Here is a 16,064-nt window from a genome sequence, read left to right on the forward strand (position 1 = left end):
CGCCGTTACTCCTTCGCTTCTACTTGTTCTGGCTTAATAATACGAATTACCCAGATCAGGAAGCCGATAAGGAAGAACGCTGAAGGCGCTAGAAGCATCATACCGTTAGGTTGATACCAACCACCGTTGCTTACCAGCGGTAGAACTTCCATACCGAACAGCTTGCCTGAACCAAATAGTTCACGGAAGAAGCCAACAGTGATTAGAACGAAGCCATAGCCAAGACCGTTACCAATACCGTCGATTAATGATGGGATTGGCTCAGACTTCATAGCGAATGCTTCCGCACGACCCATTACAATACAGTTGGTAATGATAAGGCCAACGAAAACTGAAAGCTGTTTAGATATATCGTAAAGATACGCTTTCAAAATTTGGTCTACCACGATTACCAATGATGCGATGATCGCCATCTGAACGATGATACGTACGCTATTTGGAATATGGTTTCGAATCAGAGATACAAAGAAGTTAGACAGTGCAGTAACGAAAATTACTGCTAAAGTCATTACAAATGCTGTCTCTAACTTAGTGGTTACTGCTAGAGCAGAACACACACCTAGAACTTGAAGTGCAATCGGGTTGTTATCCAACACCGGTGCCATCAGGCTCTTTTTCACATCTTTAGCACTAGACATTAGTTCAGACCTCCGTCACGAACTTTTGCTAGGAATGGACCAAAGCCCATATCACCCAACCAGAAGTCAAACGTACCTTGAACGCCGTTACCTGTCAGTGTTGCGCCAGATAGACCGTCAACACCGTGTTCAGAGCCTTCAGGTGCGCCACCTTTTACGATTTCGATCGCTGGCTTGAAGTTTTCATCAAACAGTTTCTTACCAACAAACTGTGCACGCCAAGACGGGTTCTCAATCTCACCACCCAATCCTGGAGTTTCACCTTGCTCGTAATATGTAATACCGTTCACAGTATTACCATCTGTCTGAACTGCCACGAACGCGTACATCATAGACCATAAACCCGTACCATGTACTGGTAGGATAATGCTGCTCACTTTGCCATTTTGCTTAACTAGATAAACAGTACCTACGTTAGCACGACGAATGATTTTTGCTTGGTCTTGTTCAGCTGTTAGGCGAATTGACTCCGAAGGGTCTTTCGCCGCTTTACGCTGATCGTAGTTGTTTGCATCGCTACCATCTGGAGCTGTATCAACAAACTCACCAGTATCAAAGTTCACAAGACGAGGTTCGATGTACTGACTATAAAGTTCAGCGACTGTGCCATTCTCTTTAATGCCAGCGACTTCGATAATTTTTGACTGTTTGTCTAGTAACGCGTTCGCTCTTTGCTTGTCACGCAGACCAACTGCTGCAAGCGATACAACGATTGAGCACACTAAGCTCAACGCGATAACAACAAACAGCGTCTTTTTAATGCTATCGTTATTACTTGCCATAGCGTGCTTCTCTCCGTTTAACGTTCTTCTCGATCACAAAGTGGTCGAATAGCGGTGCGAACAAGTTAGCAAATAGAATTGCTAGCATCATACCTTCTGGGTATGCAGGGTTCACAACACGGATCATGACACACATAGCGCCAATCAAAATACCGTAAGCCCACTTACCTTTATTAGTGAACGAAGCCGATACAGGATCCGTTGCCATAAAGAACATACCGAATGCAAAACCACCTAGCACTAGGTGCCAATGCCAAGGCATTGCAAACATTGCATTAGTATCTGAGCCAACAACGTTGAATAGCGTCGCCACAGCAACCATACCAACCATAACACCTGCGATAATGCGCCATGAAGCAATGCCCATGTAAACAATCATCGCTGCACCGATCATAAGTGCAAGTGTCGATACTTCACCAATTGAGCCAGGGATGTTACCAATAAACGCGTCCATCCAAGTGATCGTTTGGCCAGTAATGTTGTTGATAAGTGCGCCTTCGCCGCCTTGTGCCCATTGGCTTAGAGCCGTCGCGCCAGAGAAGCCATCTGCTGCAACCCATACCACGTCACCCGAGATTTGTGCTGGGTACGCAAAGAATAGGAAAGCACGGCCAGCTAGAGCTGGGTTAAGGAAGTTACGACCTGTACCACCAAAGATCTCTTTTGCAACAACAACACCGAAGGTAATACCTAGAGCAGCTTGCCAAAGAGGAAGAGTTGGTGGAACAATCAGTGCGAACAGAATAGAAGTTACAAAGAAACCTTCGTTAACTTCGTGCTTGCGCACCATACAGAACAAGACTTCCCAGAAACCACCGACAATGAATACTGTCGCGTAGATTGGTAGGAAGTAAGTTGCACCAAGTAGCATCTTGCTGCCCCAACCCGCATCAGTCCCTAGCGTTCCGCCAAGACCTTGGGTTAGCCAGTAGTGCCAGTTGCCATCGATAACGCCCGCAAGCTCAGCGCCAGCGTAAAGATGGTTAAGTGCCATAATTGCTTGGTTACCCGCGTTGTACATACCCCAGAACATTGCTGGGAATACTGCGAACCAAACCATGATCATGATGCGTTTTAGGTCAACGCTATCACGGACATGCGAGCTGCGCTTCGTGACCAGACCTGGCGTGTAGAATAGCGTTGCCGCTGCTTCGTACAGTGCAAACCACTTTTCATGTTTGCCGCCTGGTTCGAAATGATGCTCGATATCCTCGATGAATTTCTTAAGCATGGATTACCCTTCCTTCTCAATATTGTCTAGGCACTCACGTAGGAGTTGACCATATTCGTACTTACCTGGACAAACAAAGGTGCATAGCGCCAAATCTTCTTCATCTAGTTCAAGAGCACCAAGACGCTGAGCGCTGTCCTGATCACCTGCACATAGATCACGAAGTAATAACGTTGGCTCCATATCTAGAGGCATTACTTTCTCGTAGTTGCCGATTGGAACCATTGCACGATCACTACCGTTAGTCGTAGTTGTCATGTTGAACAACTGACCTTTGAATAGGTGACCTAGGAATGAACGAGTAATTGAGAACTTGTTCTTACCTGGTGTCGCCCAACCAAACAGTTCTTTATCACGACCTTCGCGCAATACAGACACTTGTTGATGGTAACGACCTAGATAAGCGTGTGGACCAGAAGCTTGAGTACCAGACAGTACTGAACCAGAAATGATTCGTACTTCACCAGGCATCAGCTCGTTGTTAGTGACATCATCTAGGCTTGCACCTAGTTGAGTTCTAACTAAACGAGGGTTATTAACTACTGGACCAGCAAGTGAAATCACACGATCTGTATAGATTTCGCCAGTGGTGAAGAGCTTACCGAATGCAATCACATCTTGATAATTAATGCTCCAAGCAACGTTATTCACGCTAACTGGATATAGGAAATGCATGTGAGTGCCAACAAGACCAGCTGGGTGTGGACCATTGAAAACATGCTCTTCGACATTGGATTGATTTGAGCGAGGTAGACTCGTTCCTTTTTTGCAGACGTAAACTTTGCCTTCTGTCAATTTAGACAGAATATCAAGACCTGCAACGAACGCTTCTTTTTGCTCATTGATAACCAATTCAGGCTCAGCCGCAAGTGGATTAGTATCCATTGCAGTTACGAAAATCGCTTGAGTCGTTGAATCGATCGCCGGTACCTTGCTAAACGGACGAGTACGCAACGCAGTCCACATACCTGATTCAACCAGTTGAGTTTTGATCACTTCGCGATCAAGACCTGCTAGTTGGTCAGCTGTGTAGCTATCGAAAGTAACTTGCTCGTCACCTGCCACTTCAATCACAACAGATTGTAGGACACGCTTCGCGCCACGGTTAACTTCAATAACCTTACCGCTTGCTGGAGAAGTGAACTTAACACCAGGGTTCTTTTTATCTTCAAAAAGAACCTGACCTTTTTTCACTTCATCACCCACGCGAGCATGCATTGTTGGACGCATACCCACGTACTCTTCGCCAAGCAAGGCGACTTTAGTGATGGACTTACCATCATTAATCACCTGGGATGGAGTTCCTGCGATAGGAAGATCCAAGCCCTTCTTTATTGTAATCATACGCACTTGCACTACTTTTATCGGGAAAAAGATTCTTTAAAATTGCGTAACATATAGACACGACATTGAGTGTCTAACCTTGGTTTTATTAGCACCAAGGCAGCAACATCACTTTAACAATCTCGTCATAGAATCACTGCGAGATTTTTCTGGTGCGGTAGTTTAGCATCATTTGCAAAGGGGATGCCATGATGAATCCCTGCAAAGGGGTCATTATTTCGAAACTTTTGCTATCTCTAGGGTTGCGAATATGTATAACTTTGACCAATCGCACAAAGTCTTATTAACCCTTTTGAAAATAAGCAATTGCCCCATTCATATCCTGAAACATTCCTAACTAACAAAAACACATAACATTATATGTTGACACGCTGTTAATGAATTACCACCAAAGTGGTAGCAGCTCCATCAAACACTTACGTAAAAATAACTGCGGTTTATTGTTGACGCGTGTGATTGTTACCGAAACGCTATGACCTGCACCAAAACTAGAAAGAGTATAGAGCTATTTACCGCCGCCTGCGCAATTAGGGCTGTCTGGGGCGAGTTGATTCTCTTTTGTCCACTCTTCTGGTGTATAAGTATGGATTGCTAAGGCATGAACAGGACCTGCCAATTCATCTGCTAAGACCGTATTGACTTTACGGTGCCTTGCAATAAGACGCTCGCCATTAAAGCTATCGCTGACAACAATTACTTTAAAATGACTCTCTGACCCTGGAGGGACATTATGCATATTGCTTTCGTTGCGAACGTCTAAGAATGTGGGGTTGAAAGTCTGATGGAGCTTTTGCTCGATGGTTTGTTGAATCATCTTACTTCCTTGGGCTGTAACTATTTATTTTTATTTAGACGGTAAAGTATATACTTTACTTAATCAAGAATCTTCCCTTAAATCATATTCGCCTTGGCGAAAGTTCCGAGATTTTGTCAAAATACAACCATTGTCACCAAATCACAGCATTATGAAGACTGAATTAAACCTATTTGAGCGCTCATATTCACTATTTCGTTTCCCTAAACTCAACAATGAACAACTTCAAGCTTGGGATGCTGGAGACGAATACCTGATTCAAAATTTTGAAGAGCTAAAACTGCCTACTGGCTCTAACATTCTGATTCTTAACGACAGTTTTGGTGCCCTAAGTTGCTGGTTTTCAGAACAGCATAAAGTGACTACAATCAGTGATTCTTTTATCTCTCATCAAGGCATTAAGCATAATTTAGCGCTTAACCATTGCAAACCCATCGATCTTCGAGCCTCAACCGATGAATGGCCGCAACAAGTAGATATCGTGTTGATGCAGATTCCCCGTAACAATCGTTACTTGACATGGCAACTCAACCAAATCGCCTTAAAGTACAGAGATAACTGCTCGCTCATTGCCGTGAACAAAGCAAAAGAGATCCATAGTTCTACTCTTAAGATTTTTGAAAAATATGCAGGACACACCACAACTTCACTCGCTTGGAAAAAGCATCGTTTGGTGTTTTCAGATCTGAATAGCGTGCATCAAGAGAGTATTGACCCTTATACAACTTGGCCAGTATCAGAGCATAAACTGGTACTTTCTAACTTACCAAATGTATACTCCGGGGAAAGTCTTGATTTGGGTGCGCGGTTTATCCTAGAACATCTTAAGAGCAACACCAAATATCAAGATATCGTGGATTTGGGGTGCGGTAATGGCGTATTGACACTGAAGCTAAAGCAACTCAATCCTCAAGCAAATATCACAGCTATCGACGAAAGCTTTATGGCCGTGAAGTCAGCTCATCACAACCTAACTTTAAACAACCTCGCTCTCGATGGTTGTGAGTTTGTGGCGAATAATTGTTTAGACGGTTTCCAGGCAAATAGTCAAGATTTGGTAGTTTGCAACCCACCTTTCCATCAACAACAAGCGGTGACCGATCACATTGCGTGGCAAATGTTCTGTGATGCTAAGCAAGTTCTTCGAGATACAGGGGAGTTAATGGTTATCGGCAATCGTCATCTAGGCTACGATAAAAAACTAGCGCGACTCTTTGGCAAACACAATGTAAAACTTGTCGCATCTAACGCCAAATTTGTTATTTTACAGGCAACTAAGTAAAGTTTGAGTCATTGTTGCTGCTAATAGTCATATAGCTTAACAATAATCGGATAATATTCATCATGAAGCCCAAGCGGACTTCATAACTTTACTCGTCATTTTGAAGAGTGTGAAAAGGAATAATCAATGAGAAAGCTCGTTCTGGCTGCTTCAGTCGTTTTACTTGCTGCATGTGCAAGTCCTCAAAAAGAACAGATTAATTTTGCGCCTACCGCGGCAACCAGCGCTGCCAAGATCGTTGAAGGTAAGGCGATGTCCATCTCTAGCCAAGATGTCCGTACTGCGCAATACGTAGCTTTACTGGATAATGGTCGAGCGAACATCACCCCAGTGCATGCTAGACAGAATGTTCGCATTGGTATCGAGAACGCCCTAGTCAACCAATTCTCTTCAGAGGGTTATCAGGTTACCGTAAACAGCAAAAACACACTAAAAGTTGAGATCCAAGAAGCATTAGTCTCAGTCAAGCACACTGTGATGGAGAATGATATGAACGCAACGGTCATTCTCGAGCTAACAGCAGAGAATGAGCAGGGTAAATTGGTGAAAACCTACACTGGTACCGCAAAGCGCTCTGGGTTAATGAGTGCTTCTAACGAAGAGATCGAAACCGTGCTTAACGACACCGTAAACCTTGTTTTAAAAGAAATTTCTAACGATACTGAGCTACAAGATTACATGAAGGAACGTTTCTAATGATTAAAACACTTGTCGCTTCCCTAGCACTGATCGCTACGAGCGTTTTTGCGGGACCAAAAGTAGAAGTCGAAACAAATTTGGGTTCATTCATCGTAGAACTAAACCAAGAGAAGGCACCTATTACGGTAGAAAACTTCTTAACCTATGTTGAAGATGGCAGTTACGTAAACAGTCAATTTCACCGCGTAATTCCGGGATTTATGGCACAAGGTGGTGGTTTTGACAGCAAGTTTAACCGCTTACCTGTTAACGCCCCAATCAAAAATGAAGCCTCAAACGGACTGGATAATGACGCAGCAACCATTGCAATGGCCAGAACTCAAGATCCAAACTCAGCAACACGTCAGTTCTTCATTAACTTCGTTGATAATGATTTCTTGAATTACAGCGTGACAAATCCAGGTTACGCAGTATTTGGCCAAGTTATCGAAGGCTTTGACGTCGTCCAGAAAATGGCACAGAAACCCACACGCAGTGTTCGTGGAATGCGAGATGTTCCTTTAGAGCCTATCGTCATTACAAAAATACAACGTATTACTGAATAATACGCAAAAATGAGAGAGGATTTCCTCTCTCATTTTCCTATCAGCTCACCCCCTAGCAAGGAGCGTACTTGTGGAACATAAAATGACGTGGTTAGACACGGTCAAAAGCTATTGGGACAAACGACTGCTTTGGGTCTTTATGTTGGGGTGCTCAAGTGGCTTTCCATGGGTTCTAATTGGCTCGAATATGTCCGGATGGCTTAAAGATGCAGGTTTAACTCGTGCTGCCATCGGATATTTTGGTTCTGTTTTTGCTGTCTATGCAATCAACTTTTTGTGGGCTCCATTAGTCGACAGGGTAAAGTTACCTGTCTTGCACTCAGCCCTCGGTCAACGTCGTAGTTGGATATTCTTGTGTCAGAGCTCCATTCTGGTTGCTACCTTATTCATTGCAGGTGTTAACCCCGCCAATGACTTGATGTTTACGTCAATGCTCGCTTTGTGTATCGCTATTTCATCGGCAACGCAAGATATTGCTATCGATGCATTTCGTATCGACACCTTCCCAAAATCTGAGTCGAACAAGCTACCACAAGCATCAGCTATGGCTGTGATTGGTTGGTGGACAGGCTACTCGTTACCTGGCTACCTCGCGTTTATCAATGCTGACTCAATGGGATGGAATGGCGTCTACTATGGCATGGCCGGAATCGTTGCTATTTTGATGCTATTTACCCTTCTCGTAGGAGAACCAAAAACCGCACGGGATAAACTGCAAGCTGAAGCCGAGAAGCGCCATGAGAAAGTGGTTGGCAACCCAGTAATTAGCTGGCTATCAGTTACTGTTATTGAGCCTTTTCTCGACTTCTTCCGCCGTAATGGTGTTCAAGTCGCGATTACCCTACTGTTGTTTGTTTTCTTGTTTAAAATCGGCGAGGCCTTCTTAGGTAGAATGTCAATTCCGTTCTACAAAGAGATCGGTTTTAGTAACGAGCAAATCGGCTACTATTCCAAACTCATTGGCTGGGGCGCAACCATCTTATTTACACTATTAGGCAGCATGTTCAATGTGCGTTTTGGTATTGTAAAAGGGTTGATGATTGGTGGTATCGCGATGAGTGCCAGTAACTTGATGTTTGCATGGATCGCGAAGGTTGGTCCGAGTGAGCACCTGTTCTTAGCAACCATTCTAGTGGACAACTTTACCACCGCCTTCTCCACTGTCGCTTTCGTTTCGTTCCTTACCGTACTGACAGGTCAGGCTTTCTCGGCTACACAATACGCCTTGTTGGCTTCTTTGGGTAACTTCGGTAGAACTACCCTGGCTTCATTTAGTGGGGAATTGGTTGATGCGCTAAATGACTGGGCTCTCTTCTTTGTCATTACGTCGTTAATGGTCATTCCAAGCCTTATTATGCTCTATTCATTAAGGCACTATTTTACCGATCTCTTGGATAAAGCACGTAAAAGAGACCAAGAAGAAATTAAAGACGATAAGATCGTTGAATAGATACATCGTTGAAATAAAAAGAGCCTCAAGAATAAATTGAGGCTCTTTTCTCTGCGTCTTTGTCGAGCCTTGAGGCTTAAGGATACATTCCCTTCCCAAACATATTAAATACTCTTGCTACGCCCTGGGTGAAAATCATTGGCTCTGTTAGGATCGATAGGCACAAGCAATCTTGACCTTCAACGGTCTGAGGCGCATGCTTGGTTTCACCGTCTTCACGAATGAAATCTCCAACATGATATTCGCCTTTTTCGTCTTTAAAACTACCGTGTAACACAAGTGTCGATTCGAACCCTTTATGGGTGTGCTGAGGCACCTGAACGCCTTGATTTATGTAGAGGAGACTTACTCTACATTCTTCGTCCACATCGATTGTTGACGTAAACACCTTGCCGCCGTAGCTACGCCATTCACTCATCCTCTCTACGAGAGGAGCTATTGTCGCCGGTACAGTAAATTCTTTGCCATCTACTTGCACCTTGCCGGGTTTTCTCACCTTGGGCTTCGAATAGTCGGCATCAAGGGTCATTATATCGTCGAGCATATTAGAAAAAACCAGCTCCAGATCTTTTGAAGACTTTTCATCCTTTGAACTTAAGGACATCATCGCTTCGCCAACTTCAGCTTCAAATCTCATCACTTTAGCGCGACATTCTGAGCAAGACTCAATATGTGAGGCGATTGCTGCACCGTGCGCAGAATCTATCTCACCCGTCGCATATAGCTTTAATAATTCTGAATTAGGGTGGTGACTCATATCAATTTGCCTCCATTGAATGTCGAAGTTTCTCCACTGCTAACCTCAACCTCGATTTAACGGTTCCCAGCGGAATATTAAACATCTCAGCGACTTGTTGGTGCGGTAACTCTTCCAAATAGACTGCTTGCACTACTTCCCTCTGAGCCTTTGGCAGCTCATCCAAAAACTTAATTATTTGCTCTTTCAAACGATCAGTTTCCGGAGAATAGTGTTCTACAAAGTCAGGTGGACAATAATCTGTAGGCCAAATATCATCGGCGTGGACGTGAAGCTCTTTACCTTTTTGCTTGCGGAGCATGTCGAAGCATAAGTTACGAGCAATCGTATAAATCCAAGTCGACAACGAACTTTTCGAGCCGTCAAATAAGTGAGCTTTTTGCCATACCGTCGCCATGGTTTCTTGGACCATTTCAATGGCCACTTGCTCATTACCCATGTGCTTAAAGGTGAATTGCTTCAACCTAGGAGTGAAATAGTTAAACAGGTTAGCGAAGGCACTTTTGTCCCTTTGCTTGACCCGTTCCATACATTCTGCCCATTCTTGCTTACTAAGGGCTTGAGGACTGTCTAATGTCATGCCTTGTATCCCTAGAGTTCCAGATGATCCGTCTTTCTACCTAAATACTTACGACAAATTTACAACAATGATCACTACGATTGCACAAATATTTAGTGTCGAGTTGCATTATCAACGTCGTCGCTGCGAAACGCTTCTCCCAAAAATGACAAAGTAGCTGAGCAATCCTGCTGAGTTACAAGATGTTCAAAATGATGACATTCGAGTGGCAATACTTCCAGCCACCTCTGGCTAACCCAAGTCGCATCATCGAAAAAGCGGTGAAGGTAAAGATCGCCAATTTGAGGAAACTTTTCGTAGACGTGCTGAAGCCTCTCACCAAGAAATTGGTCTTCATCACTTAAATCGGTTGGAGGCCAACTTTCTATCCAACTGACCTGAGCTTGACGCAAACCGTCTTCTTCAGAAACAACATGGTGAATCTGAAACTTGCGTATCCCAGAAACGGTAACGCCAAGCATTCCATCTTCAAGGCTCTCGAAATCAACAATTCTGACGTAGGTGCCTACAGATGAAACGTTACTAGGGATAGCTCCCGCAGATGCACTGATCAAACAGACTCCAAACCCTGTTTCGTTTTTAAGACACTCCGTTACCATGCGTTTATAGCGAGGTTCAAAGATCCTGAGCCTCATTTTTCCCTCGGGTAACACCACGGAGCGCAATGGAAACAACTTTATCTGCGTCATCATAGTTCCTTTTAGTTTTATATACCCTTTGTACGCTAACTCGCTAAATACGATCAGAACCAACATATGTTAACAACTATCGAGATTTTGTTATCACACAGATCGACAATATTGATTAAATTGTAGGCTATTTATAAAAGTTCCCACTCACCGTTAGTATTTGTGATATCTCTCACAAACTTTAGTAAACGTTTGCGATGTTGCACATTTACTTTGAGATATAAATCGCTATCATGCCCACCCATCGGATGAGTTCGCATGGATTCGCGGCTAATTTCAGTACAACTTAAAGAGTAGTTAACACTATGCGTAAATCACTTTTAGCTCTTGGCGTTGTTGCAGCGGTAGCTTCTGTACCAGCTTCAGCAGAATATCTATACGGTTTTGGTGGCGTTTATCTTGATCATCAGAGCTGGGATCACGGTCCTAACAAAATCGATAACGGTGCAGTGGGTGACCAACGTAACCAATTTGTACTAGGTATTGAAGGTGGCGCTGGCTTCACTTGGGGCGAAATCTACGGCTTCTACGATCGCGAAAGTGTTGAGAAAAGTGCATCAGAGCAAAAGAACTCATTCAAAGGTACTGCGCATGTTTACCTAGGTGATACTGGCGTATCGCTTTACGGTCAGGTTTACCACCACGATAACCCAGCTCAAAGTGAAACCAACCGCGTTCTGGGTCTTGGTTATACGGCTCTACAAGGTGATAACTGGTTCTTCAAACCATGGATTGGTGTTCATGACATCACTTCTTGGGACTCTTTTAATAAAGAATCTGATGGCATGAGCCAAAACATCAACGGTCGCAACGGCTACATGGCAGGTTGGACTGCACGCTATGGTTTCGAAGCATTCGGTCAAAACTTCTCGTTCGTTAACTGGAACGAAATCGAATTTGACCGCAACGATGAATACGCTAAAGCTCAAGGCGGTAAGACAGGCCTTAACGGTGCATTATTGTTTAACTGGCACGCAACAGAGCACCTAACAGCAGCAATTCAGTATCGTTACTTCCAAAACAAACTTGGTGTTTGGGGTTCAACAAACTACGAACAGCACTACGGTGATGCAATCATCTACCGTCTGCAATACAACTTCTAATTCTTCGAAGTTAGATAAAATGGCGCTGCGGCGCCATTTTTTGTATCACCAAATCGCCAACATAGCTTTCGAAAACCACAGCTAAATTTGCTATTCTTCTATCCTCTCTTTCCACGATTACATAGCTATTGTGAATATTACTATTTTGGGCCCCGGCGCTATTGGCTCTTTATACGCTTATAAGCTTCATCAGGCAGGGCATCGAGTTTCGGTTTGGGGCCGATCACCTCAAGATACCGTAGCCATCGAGCTAGATGGTGGTAGTGCTATCCACTTACCCAATTGCGATATCACCTCACTTAAAGCGAGTGATCTTGTTATCGTTACATTGAAAGCATGGCAAGTGGAATTGGCTTTAAAGCCACTACTTAAACATTTAAATAGCGATACCATCTTGCTCTTTCTTCATAATGGTATGGGCACCGTTGAGCACTTAGAAACCGCCATTAATCACCACCCAGTGTTACTTGGTACTTCTACTCACGGCGCGCTTAAACTATCAAGCTCACAAGTACGCCATACCGGCCTAGGCCAGACCTTTATAGGGGCCTGGAATGACAAAGGCTCACGTTGTTCCTTTATCGCCGACGTTCTCGACCATGCTTTCAAACCTGTAGCTTGGAATTCTGAAATTCAAACGGCACTATGGAGCAAACTTGTTATTAACTGTGCCATAAACCCATTAACAGCTATCAACAACTGTCAAAATGGTGGACTGGCTCATAAAGATTATCAGCAACAGATCGCCATGGTAGTGCGCGAAGCAACTGAGTGTGCAAACAAAGTGGGAGTGGCTCTTAAAGCAGAAGAGATGTTGGATACCGTCTACAAAGTCATCCATGCCACTGCGCAAAACTACTCATCCATGCATCAAGACATTTATAATAAAAGACAAAGCGAAATTGATTATATTACCGGCTATGTGGTCTCTATTTCAAAGCGATACGGTATTGCTGTTCCCACCAACCTAGCCCTGTATCATCAAATTAAACAGATCGAATCAAGTTGGAATCAACATGACTAAGAAAATCCTTGTTCCCATAGCGCCAGGCACCGAAGAGATGGAAGCGATTACCATCATCGACATTATGGTGCGTGCAGGTTTCAACGTGACCGTCGCTAGCGCGGCATTTGATGGAGCGCTGACTATGAAAGCGTCACGCGGTGTCACCCTGACTGCGGATTGCAGGCTGGTCGATGTCGCCGATGAAGAGTTCGATGTTATCGCCTTACCAGGCGGTGTAGGCGGTGCCGAAACATTTCGAGACAGCACATTATTAGTCGAAATGGTTCGCCAACACCAATACGACGGTAAACTGGTTGGTGCTATCTGCGCAGCGCCTGCATTGGTGCTGCAACATCATCAGCTTTACCCAAATGCGCTGATGACAGGCCACCCAAGTTTTCAATCACATATCCCAGAAAACCGCTGGCGCAGCAAACGAGTAACAATTGATATCAACCACAACCTTATCACGAGCCAAGGCCCTGGGACCGCCCTCGAATTTGCGATTGAAATTATCATCGCCTTGTGTGGTAAAGAAAAAGCCTGGCAAGTGGCTGAGCCAATGATCACTAACCCGACTCTTCACTACCATAAAATGGGTAAATACGATGAGTGAGTTACTCAACATTCGGGCCCAGTTCCCAGCTATTGATGGCGATTTGGTTTATCTGGACAGTGCGGCAACGACACAAAAACCGCAAGCTGTAATCGACTGTATCACTCAGTATTATGGTAACCAAAACGCCAACGTCCATCGTGGTTCACATTCACTCACCGCAGTTGCAACCGAGCGCTTTGAAGCAGCGAGAGAAACCGTGGCACGCTTTATTAATGCGGCTTCCAGTAAAGAGATCATCTGGACACGAGGGGCAACCGAAGCACTCAATCTTATCGCACAGACTTACGCTCGAAGCACCCTACAACCAGGGGACGAGATTCTGGTTTCTGAGATGGAACATCATGCAAATATTGTCCCATGGCAAATCGTTGCTGAGCAGACTGGCGCGAAGGTTGTTAAGATTCCAATAACACCAGAATGTCACTTTGATCTTAATGCGTTTGAGGCGCTACTCAGCCCGAGAACGAAAATTGTCGCCACTACGCAAATCACCAATGTTACCGGAACTGCTCTACCGTTGGATAAGATTGTAACGCTAACCCGAGCTAACACCGATGCCATTATCATCGTCGACGGTGCGCAAGGTATTGTTCATCAGCAAACGGATGTACAAGCGTTGGATGCTGATTTCTACGTCTTTTCAGGACATAAACTGTATGCACCAGCTGGTATTGGGGTACTGTATGGCAAGCTAGCCCTACTGGAAGCTATGCCGCCTTGGCATGGTGGTGGCAAGATGGTGGAAAAAGTGTCCTTTGAAGGCACCACATTTAGTCAACTACCCGGAAAGTTTGAAGCTGGGACTCCGAACGTGGCAGGAGCCTTAGCACTAGCTTGTGCCATAGACTGGCTATCAAGCTATGACCGTCAACTACTGGAGAGTCACATCAGTGACCTACAACATCAAGCTTTTCAGGGTTTGAACGCCTTAGAGGATATTCGCATCATTGGTTACCAACCTGGTGCAAGCGTCATCACTTTTGTGATGGATGGCGTTCACCATCAAGATATCGCCACGCTGTTAGATCAACAGAACATTGCATTAAGAGCTGGTCATCACTGTGCTCACCCATTAATGGATGCGCTTGGTGTGAAGGGAACAGTTCGAGCATCTTTTGCTATTTACAACACAAAAGAAGATGTAGAGAGATTTCTTATCGCACTAACTAAAGCGGTGGATATGCTGTAACGATAACGTTTCAAACTTCAACAACATCGCTTCAATAATAAGGTCGACTAACGAATGTGAGTCGACCTTATTTATAATCAATTACTCTGACGCTTTAGACTTAATGACGTCAACAATGGCTTTCAAGCCATTACCGCGAGACGGACTAAGATGATTGATGAGGTTTAACTGTGCGAAATACTCATCCAAGTCGAACGCCAATATTTGCTCCGATGTTTTACCATTGAAAGCTGCCAAAACGATAGCGATCAAGCCACGAACGATTCGCGCATCAGAATCTGCCTGAATCTGCCATTTGCCCTCTTGCTGGGAGAGAACTAACCATACTGAGCTTTCGCAGCCAGCAACTAGAACCTGATCTTGCTTGAGGGATTCATCCAATACTGGCAACTTCTTACCCCACTGAATAACCTGTCGATAGCGGTCTTCCCAACCTTTCAATTGAGCCATGGCGTCAACAACATCTTGTGCTTTGATTTCCAATCCAAATGGGTTGTTGTTATCTGATGACATAAGCTGCCTCTATTTCTGCGCGTATTTCTGAATAAGCTTCTCAACGATACGAGACACCGCAACAAAGCCAAATGTCGCTGTCACTACCGTAGCCGCGCCAAAACCACTTGCACAATCCATACGTTTTGGCCCTTCCGCCGTGGACTTCACTCCACAGACAGAACCATCAGCTTGAGGGTATTTAAGCTGCTCCGTAGAAAATACGCAGTCAATGCCAAACTTACGTGCAGGGTTCTTACTGAAGTTGTGATGACGACGCAAAGTGTCTTTGAGTTTCTTAGCTAGCGGGTCTTGAATCGTTTTTGTCAGATCCGCCACCGTAATTTGTGTTGGATCGGTCTGTCCACCAGCTCCACCAGTGGTCACCACTTTGATTTTGTTGCTACGACAGTAGGCCAATAGCGCTGCCTTAGGTTTAATGCTGTCAATGGCATCCAGTACATAGTCAAAGTCTTTACTGATGTATTCCGAGACATTGTCTGCTGTAATAAAGTCATCAATTAAATTAACTTTGCATTCGGGGTTAATCAATTTTACCCGCTCAGCCATAACTTCAATTTTGCTCTGACCAACAGTACCTGACATCGCATGGATTTGGCGATTAATGTTGGTCACACAAACGTCATCCATATCGATAAGAGTCAGCTCACCCACGCCAGTTCTTGCAAGCGCTTCAACCGCCCATGAACCCACACCACCAATTCCTACCACACAAATATGCGCCGCACGTAAGATCTCGACCTCACTGTTGCCGTATAGTCTGCGCGTGCCGCCAAATCTTTGATTGTAGCTATCAGAAGCTGGTTGGTTAAGTTCTCGCATG

18 protein-coding genes are annotated in these 16,064 nt (G+C 44.4%); 8 read left to right on the plus strand and 10 right to left on the minus strand.

Going from position 1 to position 16,064, the window contains the following annotated elements; translation table 11 throughout:
* Positions 1-5: 5 nt before the first annotated feature.
* From HOP38_RS12500 to bolA, 5 genes are all read right to left on the minus strand, one after another.
* Positions 6-638, minus strand: a complete 633-nt coding sequence (locus HOP38_RS12500; RefSeq protein ID WP_006075183.1) for an NADH:ubiquinone reductase (Na(+)-transporting) subunit D — start codon at positions 636-638, stop codon at positions 6-8.
* Positions 638-1,420: a Na(+)-translocating NADH-quinone reductase subunit C gene (locus HOP38_RS12505; RefSeq protein WP_198558172.1), complete on the minus strand. Its 783-nt coding sequence runs from the start codon at positions 1,418-1,420 to the stop codon at positions 638-640. The genes HOP38_RS12500 and HOP38_RS12505 overlap by 1 nt, the downstream gene beginning before the upstream one ends.
* Complete coding sequence (locus HOP38_RS12510; RefSeq protein ID WP_006075186.1) at positions 1,410-2,651, minus strand: NADH:ubiquinone reductase (Na(+)-transporting) subunit B; 1,242 nt, start codon at positions 2,649-2,651, stop codon at positions 1,410-1,412. Before HOP38_RS12510 ends, HOP38_RS12505 begins: the two co-directional genes overlap by 11 nt.
* Positions 2,652-2,654: 3 nt before the next feature.
* Positions 2,655-3,995: a Na(+)-translocating NADH-quinone reductase subunit A gene (locus HOP38_RS12515; protein ID WP_006075187.1), complete on the minus strand. Its 1,341-nt coding sequence runs from the start codon at positions 3,993-3,995 to the stop codon at positions 2,655-2,657.
* 505 nt (positions 3,996-4,500) lie between these two features.
* Entirely contained in the window at positions 4,501-4,809 is a 309-nt protein-coding gene (gene bolA, locus HOP38_RS12520; RefSeq protein WP_062458105.1) for a transcriptional regulator BolA, read from the minus strand.
* A 151-nt stretch (positions 4,810-4,960) separates the two neighbouring features.
* On the opposite strand from bolA, the gene HOP38_RS12525 reads away from it, so the two are divergent.
* The 4 genes from HOP38_RS12525 to HOP38_RS12540 all read left to right on the plus strand — a co-directional run bounded on the left by HOP38_RS12525 (position 4,961) and on the right by HOP38_RS12540 (position 8,785).
* Positions 4,961-6,091, plus strand: coding sequence for a methyltransferase (locus tag HOP38_RS12525; RefSeq protein ID WP_006075189.1), 1,131 nt, complete (start codon positions 4,961-4,963; stop codon positions 6,089-6,091).
* 126 nt (positions 6,092-6,217) lie between these two features.
* Positions 6,218-6,787 carry a YajG family lipoprotein gene (locus HOP38_RS12530; protein ID WP_006075190.1) on the plus strand — a complete coding sequence of 190 codons (570 nt, stop codon included), beginning with the start codon at positions 6,218-6,220 and terminating at the stop codon, positions 6,785-6,787.
* Complete coding sequence (locus HOP38_RS12535; protein WP_124940148.1) at positions 6,787-7,335, plus strand: peptidylprolyl isomerase; 549 nt, start codon at positions 6,787-6,789, stop codon at positions 7,333-7,335. Before HOP38_RS12530 ends, HOP38_RS12535 begins: the two co-directional genes overlap by 1 nt.
* Positions 7,336-7,417: 82 nt before the next feature.
* The gene (locus HOP38_RS12540; protein ID WP_198558284.1) at positions 7,418-8,785 is read left to right on the plus strand and encodes an AmpG family muropeptide MFS transporter; all 1,368 of its coding nucleotides are present in this window, start codon (positions 7,418-7,420) and stop codon (positions 8,783-8,785) included.
* Positions 8,786-8,861: 76 nt separating this feature from the next.
* Here HOP38_RS12540 and HOP38_RS12545 read toward each other — a convergent pair whose 3' ends face one another.
* From HOP38_RS12545 to HOP38_RS12555, 3 genes are all read right to left on the minus strand, one after another.
* Positions 8,862-9,542, minus strand: a complete 681-nt coding sequence (locus HOP38_RS12545; protein ID WP_198558173.1) for a ChrR family anti-sigma-E factor — start codon at positions 9,540-9,542, stop codon at positions 8,862-8,864.
* A 1-nt stretch (position 9,543) separates the two neighbouring features.
* A complete protein-coding gene (locus HOP38_RS12550; RefSeq protein ID WP_006075194.1) occupies positions 9,544-10,122 on the minus strand; it encodes an RNA polymerase sigma factor in 579 nt (192 codons plus the stop codon).
* A gap of 92 nt (positions 10,123-10,214) precedes the next feature.
* Positions 10,215-10,811 carry an LON peptidase substrate-binding domain-containing protein gene (locus HOP38_RS12555; protein ID WP_198558174.1) on the minus strand — a complete coding sequence of 199 codons (597 nt, stop codon included), beginning with the start codon at positions 10,809-10,811 and terminating at the stop codon, positions 10,215-10,217.
* Between the two features lie 305 nt (positions 10,812-11,116).
* Between HOP38_RS12555 and HOP38_RS12560 the strand changes: the two genes are divergently transcribed.
* The 4 genes from HOP38_RS12560 to csdA all read left to right on the plus strand — a co-directional run bounded on the left by HOP38_RS12560 (position 11,117) and on the right by csdA (position 14,728).
* On the plus strand, positions 11,117-11,914 hold the full coding sequence (locus HOP38_RS12560; RefSeq protein WP_124940150.1) for an outer membrane protein OmpK: 798 nt from the start codon (positions 11,117-11,119) through the stop codon (positions 11,912-11,914).
* Positions 11,915-12,044: 130 nt separating this feature from the next.
* The gene (gene panE / locus HOP38_RS12565) at positions 12,045-12,938 is read left to right on the plus strand and encodes a 2-dehydropantoate 2-reductase (protein ID WP_198558175.1); all 894 of its coding nucleotides are present in this window, start codon (positions 12,045-12,047) and stop codon (positions 12,936-12,938) included.
* Positions 12,931-13,536, plus strand: a complete 606-nt coding sequence (locus HOP38_RS12570) for a DJ-1 family glyoxalase III (protein ID WP_006071112.1) — start codon at positions 12,931-12,933, stop codon at positions 13,534-13,536. The genes panE and HOP38_RS12570 overlap by 8 nt, the downstream gene beginning before the upstream one ends.
* Positions 13,529-14,728, plus strand: coding sequence for a cysteine desulfurase CsdA (gene csdA / locus HOP38_RS12575; RefSeq protein ID WP_198558176.1), 1,200 nt, complete (start codon positions 13,529-13,531; stop codon positions 14,726-14,728). The genes HOP38_RS12570 and csdA overlap by 8 nt, the downstream gene beginning before the upstream one ends.
* 81 nt (positions 14,729-14,809) lie before the next feature.
* Here csdA and csdE read toward each other — a convergent pair whose 3' ends face one another.
* Positions 14,810-15,241, minus strand: coding sequence for a cysteine desulfurase sulfur acceptor subunit CsdE (csdE, locus tag HOP38_RS12580; protein ID WP_198558177.1), 432 nt, complete (start codon positions 15,239-15,241; stop codon positions 14,810-14,812).
* Between the two features lie 9 nt (positions 15,242-15,250).
* Positions 15,251-16,063, minus strand: a complete 813-nt coding sequence (tcdA, locus tag HOP38_RS12585; RefSeq protein WP_088876100.1) for a tRNA cyclic N6-threonylcarbamoyladenosine(37) synthase TcdA — start codon at positions 16,061-16,063, stop codon at positions 15,251-15,253.
* Position 16,064: the final 1 nt, after the last annotated feature.

Origin of the sequence: Vibrio mediterranei (assembly GCF_013364395.1) — a bacterium.
GTDB classification, from domain to species: Bacteria; Pseudomonadota; Gammaproteobacteria; order Enterobacterales; family Vibrionaceae; genus Vibrio; species Vibrio mediterranei.

Excerpts from the sequence above, each read along its gene's own strand:
- HOP38_RS12555 (WP_198558174.1), bottom strand. The coding sequence starts at position 10,811 with ATGACGCAGATAAAGTTGTTTCCATTGCGCTCCGTGGTGTTACCCGAG.
- HOP38_RS12525 (WP_006075189.1), top strand. The coding sequence starts at position 4,961 with ATGAAGACTGAATTAAACCTATTTGAGCGCTCATATTCACTATTTCGT.
- HOP38_RS12540 (WP_198558284.1), top strand. The coding sequence starts at position 7,418 with ATGACGTGGTTAGACACGGTCAAAAGCTATTGGGACAAACGACTGCTT.
- HOP38_RS12545 (WP_198558173.1), bottom strand. The coding sequence starts at position 9,542 with ATGAGTCACCACCCTAATTCAGAATTATTAAAGCTATATGCGACGGGT.
- csdE (WP_198558177.1), bottom strand. The coding sequence starts at position 15,241 with ATGTCATCAGATAACAACAACCCATTTGGATTGGAAATCAAAGCACAA.
- HOP38_RS12500 (WP_006075183.1), bottom strand. The coding sequence starts at position 638 with ATGTCTAGTGCTAAAGATGTGAAAAAGAGCCTGATGGCACCGGTGTTG.
- HOP38_RS12570 (WP_006071112.1), top strand. The coding sequence starts at position 12,931 with ATGACTAAGAAAATCCTTGTTCCCATAGCGCCAGGCACCGAAGAGATG.
- tcdA (WP_088876100.1), bottom strand. The coding sequence starts at position 16,063 with ATGCGAGAACTTAACCAACCAGCTTCTGATAGCTACAATCAAAGATTT.
- bolA (WP_062458105.1), bottom strand. The coding sequence starts at position 4,809 with ATGATTCAACAAACCATCGAGCAAAAGCTCCATCAGACTTTCAACCCC.
- HOP38_RS12515 (WP_006075187.1), bottom strand. The coding sequence starts at position 3,995 with ATGATTACAATAAAGAAGGGCTTGGATCTTCCTATCGCAGGAACTCCA.
- HOP38_RS12505 (WP_198558172.1), bottom strand. The coding sequence starts at position 1,420 with ATGGCAAGTAATAACGATAGCATTAAAAAGACGCTGTTTGTTGTTATC.
- csdA (WP_198558176.1), top strand. The coding sequence starts at position 13,529 with ATGAGTGAGTTACTCAACATTCGGGCCCAGTTCCCAGCTATTGATGGC.
- HOP38_RS12560 (WP_124940150.1), top strand. The coding sequence starts at position 11,117 with ATGCGTAAATCACTTTTAGCTCTTGGCGTTGTTGCAGCGGTAGCTTCT.
- HOP38_RS12510 (WP_006075186.1), bottom strand. The coding sequence starts at position 2,651 with ATGCTTAAGAAATTCATCGAGGATATCGAGCATCATTTCGAACCAGGC.
- HOP38_RS12535 (WP_124940148.1), top strand. The coding sequence starts at position 6,787 with ATGATTAAAACACTTGTCGCTTCCCTAGCACTGATCGCTACGAGCGTT.
- HOP38_RS12530 (WP_006075190.1), top strand. The coding sequence starts at position 6,218 with ATGAGAAAGCTCGTTCTGGCTGCTTCAGTCGTTTTACTTGCTGCATGT.
- HOP38_RS12550 (WP_006075194.1), bottom strand. The coding sequence starts at position 10,122 with ATGACATTAGACAGTCCTCAAGCCCTTAGTAAGCAAGAATGGGCAGAA.